This window comes from Bartonella sp. B1098, from assembly GCF_944896145.1.
Taxonomy (GTDB): domain Bacteria; phylum Pseudomonadota; class Alphaproteobacteria; order Rhizobiales; family Rhizobiaceae; genus Bartonella.
Genome location: NZ_CALYLP010000002.1, coordinates 549,680 through 563,251, shown reverse-complemented (window position 1 = coordinate 563,251; position 13,572 = coordinate 549,680). Strand labels below are relative to the sequence as shown.

The window sequence follows — 13,572 nt, the reverse complement described above, 5'->3', positions numbered from 1 at the left end:
CATCGTGTGAAAATGAAAAGCCTTGTCCATCCTTATGTGACAAGGTTTTTTTTATGCCGCATCACTTTGACGCTGCTGTTTTGCTTGTTCGATAACATTGGTAAGATCCGATTGTAACCAACGGGATAAAAAACCAAATTTTAAAGGTTTTGGTAAAGAGCCATTGGTCACATGACGGCGGAAAGTTGAGACACTCATATGAAGCAGTTTTGCACTTTCACGGTCTGTTAAAAGAATATCATTTTCTATCATACTAAAATCCTTTCAAATATTAAAAAATGAGAACAAATCATGCCTATTTATTAAACACATTTTGGTTTATTTTTGAAGGTATTTTATTCATAGAAAACAGTATTTTATCATATATTTTCTGATGTGATAATTTATGAGTTTAATTGAGATGATATGAGAGAAGAGAGAGAGAAAGTTATCCACAGATCATGGGGTTATGCACCCCATATCTTAAGATTGACCGGTGACATAAGCTGTCCATTTATCCATATAAACACGGCGCTGTTCTAAATAATCAGTACGACGATAGGCACGCTCTACTTTACCCCCAACCGTATGACTTAAAATAGTTTCAGCGACCTCATAGGGGGCATCGGTTGTTTCAGCGAGCCAATCACGTAAACTGGAACGAAAACCATGGGGGCAGGATTCAAGTCCAATTTTTTTCATATATTTTGACATGGAACACTCATTAAGAGGACCGCGACCGGTAGCAGAAAAGAAAAAATCATTGCGAGAAAGCAGGAGCGCTTGTTTTAGAATTTCTAATGCCTCTAATGATAAAGGGACGCGAAATTCTGTTGTAGCATCACGCTTTCCTTTCATGTTTTCAGCAGGGATTGTCCATATATCACCCTCAACTTGATCCTTATGAATATGACGCAAAGGACGCGTACGAACGCCTGTAAGGATAAGCAAACGCAAAGCCAGTTGTGTTAGGGTTGTTGTTTGGCACAGTGTTTTATAAAAAGCAGGAACATCTTTCCAATCCATGGCTGGTCTATTAGTGACCTTATGACGCTGTTTACCTAAGAGAGCGCGTGCTTTTTCTGTTGCTTGTAAGTCAACATCCAGTCCTAAGGCAGCCGCATGTTTAAGACAAAGATTAAGACGGTTTAGTGCTTTCTCTGCTGTTCCAGCTTTTGTATGCCAGATAGGAGCGAGGGTATTGCGTATCTCTGTTTGGGTAATCTCTGAAACGGGCAGACAGCCTAATTTTGGTAAAATATGAAGGCGTAATGGTAAAAACCAACGCCCATCCTTCCCATCCCCTTTTAATTCAGCTTTACGGCTTTCAAAAGTATCCAAAGCGATATCTTTTAAATAATGAAGATTGCTTATTGCTTCACGCTTTTGTTTGTTGCGTTCTTTAATGGGGTCACGCCCTTCACGAAGAACAGAACGCCATTGGTTTGCCAATTCACGGGCTTGTTTTAAAGAGACATGTCTTAAAGCCCCCAATCCCATTTCACGACGCCGCCCGTGAATGGTATATAAAAAGCAAGTAAAATAAAATAGTTATGTCTAATATAAGGGAATAGGTGAATCTTGATTCTATTACGTTTTTTTTCCTCTATCCCTAACTTTTTTGGAGCTTTTTTATAGCTTCAAGAGCTAATCTTTTACGATCTGCGCTCTTTGTGTAAAGAGATGCCATAGCATCATTTGTCCAGCCAAAGAGTGCTTTCAGTTGTGATACTGTTGCCCCAGAATTAGCTGCGCGTGTTGCTGCTAATTTTCTTAAACCATGGGCTGATTTTTTAATGCCTGCTGTATAACAAGCCTCTCTAAATGCATCGCCAAAACTTTCTTTGACGAGTTTTTTATTAGTTTTACTACAGATGAATGTTTCATCACCAATAGGACCAATTTTAAGGGTTTCGGCTAATTCAGGCAAAATCGGAAGAAAAACATCTGTTTGAAATTTGCTTTTTTCTGTTTTGAGATGAATAATATTATCTTTTACATCTTTCCAACCAATGCGAACGGCATCACCACGACGCAAACCCGTATATAAAAGAACATCAATCCAGACACGTTCATGGGTACCATGATGCCATTTTTGATAATACTTTTCGACATCTTCTTCTGTCCAAACAGCAAACCCATCTTTGTTGTTAAGGACTGGTCTTTTAATGCCTAAAGCTGGATTATTTTCTAAAAGATCTTGGTCAATCGCCCAATTAAAAAGTCCATTAAGGGCTTTCAGAAAGCTTATAGCCATTGCTGGCGTTTCTTTACGTCGTTCAACACCGGCTATGATATGTTTCTTTTCAATTGCTTGGTATGGAACGTTGCCTATTGTATCGCACACCTTCATAAGAATGTATTCTTTTTGTTTCTTTGTCGTATTAGAGTAACTATGCCAATTAGAGCTGTTTAAATACTGCTTAAGCAGCCATGCAAACGAACCTTCAGTAAGTTTACCGGTTTTGGATTTAGGAAGTATAAGCCCTTGCAATTCGGCAAGTGCGCTTTTGTATTTATCAACAAACTCTTGTGTTCCATAGGTTCCGCGGATTCTAATGCGTTTTCCATGACCAATGCGTACATACCATATAATTCTACCATGACGTGTGACTTCTTTGACAAGATGAGGAGGGCGTGGTTTAGGCATGGTATTTTACATCTTAGAGAGCGCGGTTTCGTAATATTCATTGGTGGAGAAATCTAAAAGTTTGTCTGGGTGTGTTGTTGAGTTTGGTATTGGGATATCGGATTTAAGATAGATAAGCAGTTCACCGGTTGGCTTTATTTCTATGAGTTCACACCCTTGCTTTTTTGCTTCTCTTAAAGCGCGTGCAATAGCTGGTTGCGTTATGGTAGCAGGACGAGGCGCCATTCTTTTCTCCTTACATTTAAGATGCAATTCACTCGTATCGTGAATCACGAATTGATTGAAAATTGTTAGGAAAGGGCGGGGGGGCTAGGAGATATGCTAAAACAAAGCCCCCAAAAGTTCATGCGGCTTTTGTTGAGATTCTTTGTATCTCTCGTTCTATTTCTGCTAAAAAGCTTTCAACCGCTTGATTAATCTCTTCAATTTTCTTTTCATCACGGTGGATGCGTTTGATTTTCATACGAAAGAGAGATGAATCGCCCGTAAAACGTGGGTCATAACTGATAAAATCACACCATTTGCGCCCCGTACAAGCCATTTGAAACTGCATTTGTGCGAGATATTCAGGTTTGATTTCGTTATCGATAATGAAACGCATATGATTAGTTGATCTAGGGCATTTGATTTCGATTAACCCATCTTCATCAATCAGACCATCAGGGCTAGCCCCCGCCATTTTTATTGTGGGGTGTTGAATAAAGCCGCACCTTGTGACTTCAGTATCATAAATGAATGCATATTCTCTCAAGGCATCTTCTTCATGTTCAATTCCCCATCTCATATCTTCTGTTTCATAATAGGGGCTTGTTTGACCAGTCAGACGCTCTGTAATGAGTTTGATTTTGTAGTCTTCATATTTGCTTGTAGGAGTTCCCTTTGCTGTTTTACTAATAACGTTGTAAATATTTGAAGCGGTGACTTTACCTAAACGGGCTTGAAACCATTCTGCTGTTCTTTGTTCCATTTCACACCGCCCTTTGTTGTTCGTGAGAGGTTGTGGGTGTATATTCAATATCTTGGATATGAATATATTCGGCATCTTGTATAGAGGCGTCTGTTTGCTCTTGTTGTGGGAGAGATTGTAGAGCTCTTTCTCTTTGAATGTTTTGCTTTTTTTCCAACAGTCCCAAAACTTCTTGTGCTTTTTCACAAGACAGATCTGTTAGTTTTTCTACATTTGCGTAAGTGAGAAGATTATCTTCATTGGTTTCAGTCTCTTTAATTAACTCTTTGATTTGTTCAAGTATGTCATAAGAAACAAGTTGTCCTTGTGTGATGTTATTAATACGTGCTGCTTCGTCTTCTTCATAAATACCAGAAAATCCGAAAGCGTAGCGTGCACATTGTATAGTTGCTTTATGACGGAGCATGCGTGCTGGATATTTTTTCCAAGGGTCACTTTTTTCTTGTAGGCATTCGTTTAAATATTCGGTGACCTCGATAGGGTCTTTAATGCCTTTGAGACGAATAGCACATTTTATAGCAATGATCTTCCCATCTTTATCGAGTTGATCTTGAAAGGTCATACCATCAAAGTTAGGATTAGATTTTATGATCTTAATCCATCCATCAATAGAGACCACGGGTATAATGCCGCCACCTCTTTTAGGGAGAGCATAGATTTCTTTGGTTAGGGGATTAAGACCATAAGTGTTGGCAACGGAGATAAAAGCAGCAAATTCTTCATCAGAAGAGTTATAATTAATACATGTTTTGATAAGAGTTTTTCTAAATTCCTCATGAGAAAACCCATATTTGTTTGCCATAATAGCTAATGGTGAATCTGTCATTATTGTTTCCTTATTTTACGCGCAATTCCCCCGTGGCGTGAATCACGCATGTGTTAAAAGTTGTTTGGTTTGGTTGTTAGAAAGGATTGTAATCCTCTGTTGAAGGTTCGCGGTTATCGCCCTACGTAAAAAGAGGGTCCATTCTGGATATTTTTGTATTTCCAGTTATTTCGGCGTCACCAAAAATTCGTGCATTACCAAAAATCTTCGCATTCCCAAAGACTTCGGCACACTCAAAAACATGAGCAGCATCATAAATCCATGCGTTCCCGTAAACACGGGCATTGTCATAAATACGGGCATGACGACAAACATTGGCATCACCATAAACCTTGGCATCACCAAAAATCTGTGCTTGAGCACAAACATAGGCATTATCACCAACCCAACAGTTGCCTTCATGGCTTAAGTTGCTCTCTTTTTCTATAAAGCCCCCTAGATCACCTTTTTTTACATCTCCAAAGTCTCGCAATGCTTTAATTCTATAAAGTGTTTTAAAGCCAACTTCGATTGTCTCATCAGTTAATTCGTATTTTTTCATCTGGTTTTTCCTCCAGTTGAGATTCTGTTATCGCCGCCAATCCATTGATCCCAAGATACATCTGCGTCACCGTAAATTTTAGCTTTTCCGTAAATGTGTGCACTACCATAAACTTTCGCATTTCCATAAACGCGCGCATTATCATAAACGCGTGCATCATCGTAAATTTTTGCATCCCCATGAACATGTGCATTATCAAAAACTTTAGCGTAACCGTAAACTTCTGCGTCACCGTAAATTTCTGCGTAATCGTAAACTTCTGCTTCACCACAAACGTGTGCATTGCCATAAACACGGGATTCGCCATAAACATGGGCATAACTGTAAACATGCGCATTTTGATAAACATGTGCATCATCATAAACCTTGGCATAATCCCCAATCCAACAGTTGCCACCATGGGATAGGTTGCGTTCATTTTCAATAAATCCACCAAAGTCACCTTTTTTAACATCTGCAAAGTCTTTTAATGCACGTATGCGGTAAAGCGTACGTTTATTAACTTTGATTGTCTCATCTGTCAGTTCGTATTTCTTTTCCATGATTATTCCTCCTCCATTAAAAGAGGGTCCATTCTGGATATTTTTGTATTTCCAGTTATTTCGGAGGCACCAAAAATCCGTGCATTCCCAAAAATCTTCGCATTCCCAAAGACTTCGGCACACTCAAAAACATGAGCAGCATCATAAACCTTGGCATTGCCAAAAACTTTTGCATTATGAAAAACCCATGCGCTACCATAAACACGGGCGTCATCAAAAATCTTGGCATTCCCATAAACCCATGCATCACCATAAACCTTGGCTTCATCGCCAACCCAGCAGCCATAATCATGAGAGAGATTACCTTCATGTTCAATAAAGCCCCCTAGATCACCTTTTTTAACACCTCTAAAATCTTTTAATGCCCTAATTCTATAAAGCGTTGTTCCATTAACTTCGGTTGTCTCATCTGTCAGTTCGTATTTCTTTTCCATGATTACTCTTTCTCACGTGCTACGATCACGGTGGAGCCACTAATTTTACAATCTCCAGCAATGTCTACATTACAAGAAATATATGCTTGATTGTAAATTTTAGCATTTCCGTAAATTCGTGTACTTTCCCCTATAACAGAATTTCCATAGACCCGCGCATAGCCATAAATCTTAGCATTATCTTTAATAGAGGCACTAGAAACTTCTGCATAATTATAAACTTGTGCATTAGCATAAACCTTGGCATAACCATAAACACGAGCATCATCATAAACTTTGGCATTGCCAAAAACATGTGCACTATCAAAAACCCAACAATCGCCTTCATGGGATAGGTTATCTTCACTCTCTACCCAACCGCCGATATCACCTTTTTTGACATATCCAAAGTCTCTTAAGGCACGAATGCGTTGGAGAATGTGACCATTAAACTCGATTATCTCATCAGTAAATTCGTATTTCTTTTCCATGATTACCCCCGACCTTAAACAGTGTCGTTACCGGATTCTTCTGTATTTTCGGTTACTTGTGCATTGCCATAAATACAGTGATTGCCAAAAACCCATGCACTACCAAACACATGGGCTTTGCCGTAAATCTTCATATTACCAGAAATCTTCGCTTTACCGAAAACCTGCGCATTGTCATAAACCTTGGCATTGCCAAAAATTTCGGCATTGCCATTAACCACGGCATTGCCAAAAACTTCAGTATTGCCAGAAACCGCGGCATCATCAGAAACTTGGGCGTATTCATAAACCTTGGCATCACCAAGAACCTTTGCCTTATCACAAACATTGGCATCACCATAAACCTTGGCATCACCAAAAATCTGTGCATGACCACAAACCTTGGCATTGCTAGAAACATGTGCATCATCATAAATCCATGCGTTCCCGTAAACACGGGCATTGTCATAAATACGGGCATGACGACAAACATTGGCATCATCAGAAACCAAGGCATCACCAAAAATTTGTGCATGACCACAAACCTTGGCATTATCACCAATCCAGCAATTGCCTTCATGACTTAAGTTATCTTCTTTTTCTATAAAGCCCCCTAGATCACCTTTTTTCACATCTCCAAAGTCTCGTAATGCTTTAATTCTATAAAGTGTTTTAAAGCCAACTTCGGTTGTTTCATCAGTAAGTTCGTATTTTTTTTCCATGATTTATTTCCTTTAAGTTAGAGTATTCCTTTGTCGTTCTTGAAAAGAACGGCATTGGTTTGTGTTGTAAATTTTTGAGAAAAGGGGTGCTTTTAGAAGCGTACTGTATAGCTTGGGTAGTTTGGAAGGACATCCCAAGGAGTTAAACGGTGCTGTTCTTCATAGGTACCGTACATTTCATCTTCATATTTTTCTTCTGCAATCTCTTCTAAAATTTCATTGTAGATATCACTTTCGCGTATAAAGTAATGAACTTCTCTCTCCTCATAGAGATGGTCGATATTTTTTTTTACATATGCTTCTGCAATCTGTTCAGAAATGTCTTCACAACTCTTTTCAGAAGGATTTATACGAAAGATTTGTATAACATCATCTACCCCATCAACAATGCTTAGAATTTGGCTTGCATCAAGCGGTCCAGACTCTGCAATGTTTTGATCATCATCGCAGGCAAGTAATAAAATTTCATTAGAATTTATAAGCACTGGTTTGTTCACAACTACCTCCATAGAGCCTATTGGCAACCGTTAATTTTTACGATATGGAGAAATTAATACGTTTTTCGTAATGATGTGTCAATAGATAAAATACGAAAAACGTATTTTTATTTTTATAAACCTATTCAAATTTGTTTATTATCATTAATGTTAATGAGGTGCTTATGATAGAAAATATAAGAGAAAAGCAGCTATGCATCATGCTAAATAAATTAACTGAATGTGAAAAAAAAGCTTTTATGAACTTCTTGCTGCGAGCAGAGATTTTAAAAGATCCTCGACAATCTTCTTTTCAGAATCATTCGCTTGTGAATATAAATAAAGAAAATCATCAGAATAAGGTCCAGAAATAGGTGAAGAATCCTTAAAAAACTCCATAATCTTCACTAATTCATCAGCCTTAATATCTCTCATTTCCCTATTTGTATTAAGATTAATCATATTAGATATAGCTGGTCTTCTTATACCAAGATGGGCGGCGAGCTTAGCTTGGCTCCCTCGTCCCATTTTATCAAGCTCTTTTCTTATCCAAATTTTTAGCTCTTTTTGCCTAATCATAATTAAGTTTATTCCTTATTTTTAAAGTTCTTACAATATAAAAAATATAATGATACGTTTTTCGTATTGACTAAATATTTTGGATATCGTATTTTTATCGCTATGATAAAAACATATACGAAAACCGCAAAACTCATAATTGAGTATTTAGGTGGACATAAAAAAGTTGCCAATATTGTTAATCGCAATGTTATTGTGGTTAGAAAATGGGCTTATCCTTTTGAAAAGCGAGAGGGTAAAGGCGGAATTATACCTGCTAAATACCAAGTTATGCTTTTAAATTACGCGCGTGAACATGGGATAGATTTACGTCCTGATGATTTTTTTTATCCCGAGCGCTTGCAGACATTAATGCAAGAGCAGCGCCCCCCAATTACGAAAATTTGCAAGAGCTGCGGTGTTGAGAACACCGGCGATACTTTGCAGCCTTAAGGAGATCAGAATGATTTTAAATGAAATTTTATCAGAGATTTTATCAATAACAATTATTGCAATGTTACTTATCGACGTCGTGATGTTGGGTTTTGTTTTGTATTATCGCAACCAAGTTAAGGCGCTTAAAGAGCATATTGAAGATGAAGAATTTGCAGCTAGGGCTTTAAAAGAAGAACGCGAAGGAATTAGGGAGATCATTAGTGGATATGATGAGAATATAGAAAAGTATGAAGAGGAAATTAAAGAACTGAATCAAAAGATAGATGAGTATGAAAAAGCGTTCAAACGGAAAAATGATATTATATGCAGGCTAAATGCAGAAATTGAGAAATTGAACCAACAGAATAAACTGAATCCAGAGGATGAAAAAGAAGTTCAATCGCGTAATGAGGAAATTGAGAAACTTAAAAACGAGCTTAAACAGCGTGATGAAAAAATTAAGAAGCTAAAACAAGCGCATAAAGAAGCACTTCAACAGAAAGACATAGCTCTACACAGGCGATTTAAAGAAGTTCAATCCCGTGATGCAGAAATTGAGAGGCTTAAAGACGAGCTTAAAGAAGCGCTTGAACGGAAAGACATAGCTCTACTCTGTCAATTTGATGAAAATCAATCTCTTAATAAAAAGATTGAGCTGCTTAAAGACGAACTTAAGCAGCGTGATGAATCTGTAAAAGAAAAGTCTCAGAAGAATAAGAAGAAAAGTAAGTGAGGAGAAAAAAATGGCTTTAATAACAGCAGTTTGTTTATCTACGGCGGTCAATATTCAACTAGCTATTCAACTTTATTGTTTTGATAAAAAAATTCAAAAACTTAGAAAGGAGGTACATAAAAGAGATAAAATAATAGAAAAACAAGAAGAGAAAATTTACAAATTACCTTATTCTTGAGAATTCTCATCTTCAAAAGCGAGTAAAAACTCTGTCCAAAACTTGGTTTGAAGCACTCTTTCTGGATGATTTGATGAAGTGTGTTCAATATTCAATTTAGACACCTTTTTCTAGCTACTTTTAGAAAAAAACAATCTTATAAAACACGTTATGTATGGAGAGGGGCAGTGATTAGCACGATTCTTTGTTTTGATCTAGGGACGAAGACGGGGTGGGCGATGTGTGGAGGGAGTGGTGACATATTTAGTGGCACCGTTGATTTTAAATCACGCCGTTTTGAAGGCGGTGGGATGCGTTATTTACGCTTTAAGAGATGGCTTACAGAAATAAAGCAGACAGCAGGTCAAATTGACGCGGTTTATTTTGAAGAGGTGAGGCGTCATGTTGGAACCGATGCAGCGCATGTTTACGGTGGTTTATTAGCAACGTTAACGGCGTGGTGTGAACATCATCAGATACCGTATGAGGGGATACCGGTTTGTACGATTAAGAAAGCGACAACAGGCAAGGGGAATGCGTCGAAAGAAGAGATGATAAAGGCAATGCGTGCAAAAGGACACGCGCCTTGTGATGATAACGAAGCGGATGCTTTAGCAATTTTACATTTAGTTAAAGAAAGGGAGAGCACGAATGATATCTATTAATAAAGTAGCGTGTGTAAAGTTTAGTACAGATAAGTTTTTAAAAGAGCTTATGGGTTTAAAAGCAACAGAGAAGGCAGTTTATACAACCCTTGTGTTGCTTATGAATGATAAGAAAGCGCCTCTTATGAATAATGCGTCTTATTTATCAAGTTGGTGTGGGTGTTCAGTAAGAACGTTTCAAAAGACATTAGAGACCTTAATAAGCACGGGTCATATTACGCGTTTAGAGAATGGTGGCTTATGGCATAAGTCACTCGCTTTTGATTTTGAGAGAGTAAACAAAGCTTCAGAGAACGCTTCGAGAGCAGCATTAGCAAGATGGGGTAAGAAAAGAGAGGAGGCAATGCATGTCAACTAAGTTGCCATGGACGAGGCTATTTTCTTCACAATGGATTGTTGATGTTAGTGGCATGAGTATAGTGGAGAAGGGTCTTTATATGACTCTTGTTTTATATATGTATGAAGAACGCCGCCCTATTATTGAAGATGCTCCAAAATTAGCACGGTGGGCTGGCTGTTCAGTAAGAATTTTAAAAAAGACATTAGACATCTTATTACGTGATGAGAAGATCATACGTTTAGACGATGGTCGTTTGTGGAGTTTAAAAGTTGAAGAAGAGCTTAATAACTGTAGTGAAAATTTAGATAAAGCTACAGAAAAGGCTTCCAAAGCAGCAAAAGCAGCAAAATTAAGATGGGATAAAAATAAAGATAAAAGTAATTATGATGTTAGTGCAATGCAAACGCAATGCGAACGCAATGCAAACGCAATGCGAAATGATGCCATTAACAATAACATTAACAATATATATAAAAAAAATAAAACTATCGTTTTATCAAAAAAAGAAACTGAGTTTGAAGATTTAGAAACAAGCGATTTGGTTGACGAGCCAATCGAGTGTGATGATGTTCAATCAGATCAAAACGCAACATCATCAGAAAACCAACCAATCATTCACGAGCAAAAAAGCGTTCCGAAAAAAGCAAAACGTGCGAAAGCTAATCGAGGTTGTCGATTGCCTGCGGATTTTGAACCCGATTACGATTTTGCAATCGAAGAGGGCTTGCCTCCAGAGCGTGTGAAAGTCGAAATCGCAAAATTTCGAGATTATTGGAATGCCAAAGCAGGCAAGGACGCACGCAAAACAGATTGGCAAGCAACATGGCGTAACTGGGTAAGAAAAAAAATTGAAGATTTAGAGAAAGAAAAAAACTATGGAAAACAAACCAATTATCAAACAGAACAACAGCGCGGCTGGAGTTATCGAGCTGCACAGCACATGTCCCATATCAAAAATTCAGATAGTGTGTACAAATTTTTATTCAAGGATGATGACAGAACCACCATTTCTTTGGAAAACGGGGCAAAAGCCATTGAGTGCAGAAGCGGAGAGAGTTACAGCATTGGTTACTGATGCTTTGCAAAAGCTTGAAAGAAAAGCAACTGAAGAAGAAATCCAAACAGCGTTTCTTGTCCTTTCAAATGGTCTCAAAAGCCCCATGGGATCAGATGAGAAAGCAACGGCGCTTGCGTATTTTTATGCTCTTGAAGGCATAAGCAGCTGGATATTGCAAACAGCAACAAAGAACGTTTTGAAAGGCAAAGCAGAGGGCTTAAACACAACTTTTATGCCATCAACAGCAGATTTTTATCGTTACTGCGAAAAGCTTGAAAGCGATATTCGTTACCAAGCAAATCGCATTCTTAAGAATCTTCAAAAGCCAGAAATCAAGAGCAAAAATCAAGAGGCGACGATATCATCAGACCGTACAGAAAGAACCGAAAAGAGCCTTGAAGAGCTCTTAAATGGCATGGAAGAGGTTTTAAAGGGTATTGAATGATAAACAGCAAAATAGTGAAAAGTGCTGATGGTTTTGAGATTAGATATGGGTTTAAATAGCTAAAAAAGTACCGTACAGAACGATTTTAGATTTTTATGATGAAAACCACATTGAAAATAAAAACGCTACTGTACGGTCCAATTTGAGGCAAATAAACCCATAGGTAAAGTTATGGATTTAGATAAGGGGATATTAAATTAGATGTTCTTAAGAAATCGTAAATCAAGACAGCAAAAGAAATTTATTGCAACAGCGGTTGGATATGCACCATGGGGATTAGGGGTTACTGAGTATTTTTATAATCTTTACGAATATGGTGATGGAATGAGGGAATATGAGGAATTTGAAGGCGGTCAGTATCATGAGACGCCTGCGAATGTAGATTATAGCACGAAGGCTCAAGTGAAAGCGTGGATTTATGGTGGTTTGTTACCAAAAAACATTTTGAATTTTGAAGCATTGATAGACGAGGTAAATATGAAAATTAAAGAACGTACAAAGAATGATTGTTTGATTTGTGAGATCACGAATGATTTGGAGAGAGGCTACCCATTATCGAGTGAAGAGACGGACAGAGAGCTAGAAAAAGCGCTTGATATTCAATTAGGTAAGTATCAAAATGAAAAAAAGTGAAAAAAATAAAAAATACGTATTGACTTTAAAGGAAGGTTGGTTTAGAAAGGTGTCAAGTGTGTAGAAACACTAATCCAATAGCGGGTAAACCACGATAAGGTTTTTCCCATTTCTTAAAATACTGGCTGTTTTTTATGCTTTGAATAGCGTATGATGATTTTGCCGGGTGTGGTTATGCTATACAATACCCTTTCGAGGGAAAAGCATACAGCGGACTATTGGCCGTGTTTCTAGCGCCCGGCGCCCTTATAGGGTCGTCAATAGAAACTTCTAACCAATAGGACAACAAGCATGAATGCTACAGTTAAAAAATTACAAGACACCATTTTCTCTTATATTCAACATCATAATGATAACGCCACGCTTCAAAAGGAAGATCTTGGGAAAAAATATGAATTTACAGATGAGACAATAGAAATTGACGGTCATATTTTACATCGAATTAGAGCGTTAAGAGATTTTGGTTATATGTTTGGAGCGGTTAGAGAGGGTGACTTAGGTGGTTTTATTGAAAAGGAAGATAACCTCTCTCATGATGGCAGTTGCTGGGTTTTCGATAATGCCCGTGTTTATCAAAATGCGCATGTTTCTGATGATGCTTATGTAGCTTGTGATGTTATCGTTAAAGATTCAGCAAAGGTTTCTGATAACGCGCGTGTTGTAAATAATGTTTATATTTCTGATAATGCACACATTTGTGATAATGCTGCTATTTACGATAATGTAAAAATTTATGGGAATGCTCTTATTGCCGATTTTTCGTGTATCAGTGAAAACGTCGTTATAGATGGTGCTACTGTCATAGGGGATTCTCAAATTGAAAGTGATACCTATTTATCTCCAACTGATTTTATTTGTGATAAGTTTATTCCAGAAGAAGATGATCTTTATTGGTAATTAAATATCAAGGCGCGGCGGGGGCGCCTGCTTTCTAACCAAATTCTTTCATTTTAAAAATTGAAT

The 13,572-nt window shown here is 37.7% G+C and carries 21 protein-coding genes and 1 pseudogene; 9 read left to right on the top strand and 13 right to left on the bottom strand.

The annotated features are described in order from the left end of the window. Positions 1-51: 51 nt before the first annotated feature. The 13 genes and pseudogenes from NNJ85_RS02475 to NNJ85_RS02415 all read right to left on the bottom strand — a co-directional run bounded on the left by NNJ85_RS02475 (position 52) and on the right by NNJ85_RS02415 (position 8,165). Positions 52-252, bottom strand: coding sequence for an AlpA family transcriptional regulator (locus NNJ85_RS02475; protein WP_254473274.1), 201 nt, complete (start codon positions 250-252; stop codon positions 52-54). A gap of 210 nt (positions 253-462) precedes the next feature. Then, positions 463-1,512: pseudogene (locus NNJ85_RS02470) on the bottom strand (tyrosine-type recombinase/integrase); the annotation flags it as partial. A 79-nt stretch (positions 1,513-1,591) separates the two neighbouring features. Then, entirely contained in the window at positions 1,592-2,629 is a 1,038-nt protein-coding gene (locus tag NNJ85_RS02465; RefSeq protein WP_254472631.1) for a tyrosine-type recombinase/integrase, read from the bottom strand. A gap of 6 nt (positions 2,630-2,635) precedes the next feature. Further along, positions 2,636-2,854, bottom strand: a complete 219-nt coding sequence (locus NNJ85_RS02460; protein ID WP_254472629.1) for a hypothetical protein — start codon at positions 2,852-2,854, stop codon at positions 2,636-2,638. A 118-nt stretch (positions 2,855-2,972) separates the two neighbouring features. Further along, positions 2,973-3,596 carry a lambda exonuclease family protein gene (locus NNJ85_RS02455; RefSeq protein WP_254472627.1) on the bottom strand — a complete coding sequence of 208 codons (624 nt, stop codon included), beginning with the start codon at positions 3,594-3,596 and terminating at the stop codon, positions 2,973-2,975. A 1-nt stretch (position 3,597) separates the two neighbouring features. Further along, positions 3,598-4,422, bottom strand: a complete 825-nt coding sequence (locus NNJ85_RS02450; protein WP_254472625.1) for a RecT family recombinase — start codon at positions 4,420-4,422, stop codon at positions 3,598-3,600. Between the two features lie 121 nt (positions 4,423-4,543). After that, positions 4,544-4,963 carry a hypothetical protein gene (locus NNJ85_RS02445; protein WP_254473273.1) on the bottom strand — a complete coding sequence of 140 codons (420 nt, stop codon included), beginning with the start codon at positions 4,961-4,963 and terminating at the stop codon, positions 4,544-4,546. Next, entirely contained in the window at positions 4,960-5,505 is a 546-nt protein-coding gene (locus tag NNJ85_RS02440; protein ID WP_254473271.1) for a hypothetical protein, read from the bottom strand. Before NNJ85_RS02440 ends, NNJ85_RS02445 begins: the two co-directional genes overlap by 4 nt. 2 nt (positions 5,506-5,507) lie before the next feature. After that, positions 5,508-5,939 carry a hypothetical protein gene (locus tag NNJ85_RS02435; protein ID WP_254473269.1) on the bottom strand — a complete coding sequence of 144 codons (432 nt, stop codon included), beginning with the start codon at positions 5,937-5,939 and terminating at the stop codon, positions 5,508-5,510. A gap of 2 nt (positions 5,940-5,941) precedes the next feature. Beyond that, on the bottom strand, positions 5,942-6,409 hold the full coding sequence (locus NNJ85_RS02430) for a hypothetical protein (protein ID WP_254473267.1): 468 nt from the start codon (positions 6,407-6,409) through the stop codon (positions 5,942-5,944). Positions 6,410-6,423: 14 nt separating this feature from the next. Then, positions 6,424-7,110 carry a hypothetical protein gene (locus tag NNJ85_RS02425; RefSeq protein ID WP_254473265.1) on the bottom strand — a complete coding sequence of 229 codons (687 nt, stop codon included), beginning with the start codon at positions 7,108-7,110 and terminating at the stop codon, positions 6,424-6,426. A gap of 92 nt (positions 7,111-7,202) precedes the next feature. Then, on the bottom strand, positions 7,203-7,607 hold the full coding sequence (locus NNJ85_RS02420) for a hypothetical protein (RefSeq protein ID WP_254472619.1): 405 nt from the start codon (positions 7,605-7,607) through the stop codon (positions 7,203-7,205). Positions 7,608-7,844: 237 nt separating this feature from the next. Further along, positions 7,845-8,165, bottom strand: coding sequence for a helix-turn-helix domain-containing protein (locus NNJ85_RS02415; RefSeq protein ID WP_254472617.1), 321 nt, complete (start codon positions 8,163-8,165; stop codon positions 7,845-7,847). A 102-nt stretch (positions 8,166-8,267) separates the two neighbouring features. On the opposite strand from NNJ85_RS02415, the gene NNJ85_RS02410 reads away from it, so the two are divergent. The 9 genes from NNJ85_RS02410 (at position 8,268) to NNJ85_RS02370 (ending at position 13,506) form a co-directional block, all read left to right on the top strand. Continuing rightward, the gene (locus tag NNJ85_RS02410; RefSeq protein ID WP_254473848.1) at positions 8,268-8,597 is read left to right on the top strand and encodes a hypothetical protein; all 330 of its coding nucleotides are present in this window, start codon (positions 8,268-8,270) and stop codon (positions 8,595-8,597) included. 10 nt (positions 8,598-8,607) lie between these two features. Further along, complete coding sequence (locus tag NNJ85_RS02405; protein ID WP_254473263.1) at positions 8,608-9,312, top strand: hypothetical protein; 705 nt, start codon at positions 8,608-8,610, stop codon at positions 9,310-9,312. A 10-nt stretch (positions 9,313-9,322) separates the two neighbouring features. Then, positions 9,323-9,490 carry a hypothetical protein gene (locus tag NNJ85_RS02400; RefSeq protein WP_254473262.1) on the top strand — a complete coding sequence of 56 codons (168 nt, stop codon included), beginning with the start codon at positions 9,323-9,325 and terminating at the stop codon, positions 9,488-9,490. A 167-nt stretch (positions 9,491-9,657) separates the two neighbouring features. Then, entirely contained in the window at positions 9,658-10,134 is a 477-nt protein-coding gene (locus NNJ85_RS02395; RefSeq protein ID WP_254473260.1) for a crossover junction endodeoxyribonuclease RuvC, read from the top strand. Then, positions 10,121-10,492, top strand: coding sequence for a DUF1376 domain-containing protein (locus tag NNJ85_RS02390; RefSeq protein ID WP_254473258.1), 372 nt, complete (start codon positions 10,121-10,123; stop codon positions 10,490-10,492). Before NNJ85_RS02395 ends, NNJ85_RS02390 begins: the two co-directional genes overlap by 14 nt. Then, complete coding sequence (locus NNJ85_RS02385) at positions 10,482-11,549, top strand: DUF1376 domain-containing protein (RefSeq protein ID WP_254473255.1); 1,068 nt, start codon at positions 10,482-10,484, stop codon at positions 11,547-11,549. Before NNJ85_RS02390 ends, NNJ85_RS02385 begins: the two co-directional genes overlap by 11 nt. Further along, positions 11,509-11,976 (top strand): hypothetical protein, encoded by a 468-nt coding sequence (locus NNJ85_RS02380; protein WP_254473252.1) that lies wholly within the window; start codon positions 11,509-11,511, stop codon positions 11,974-11,976. The genes NNJ85_RS02385 and NNJ85_RS02380 overlap by 41 nt, the downstream gene beginning before the upstream one ends. Before the next feature lie 201 nt (positions 11,977-12,177). Continuing rightward, complete coding sequence (locus NNJ85_RS02375) at positions 12,178-12,609, top strand: hypothetical protein (RefSeq protein ID WP_254473250.1); 432 nt, start codon at positions 12,178-12,180, stop codon at positions 12,607-12,609. A gap of 291 nt (positions 12,610-12,900) precedes the next feature. Next, positions 12,901-13,506, top strand: a complete 606-nt coding sequence (locus tag NNJ85_RS02370) for a hypothetical protein (protein WP_254473248.1) — start codon at positions 12,901-12,903, stop codon at positions 13,504-13,506. The last annotated feature ends 66 nt before the right edge of the window (positions 13,507-13,572 follow it).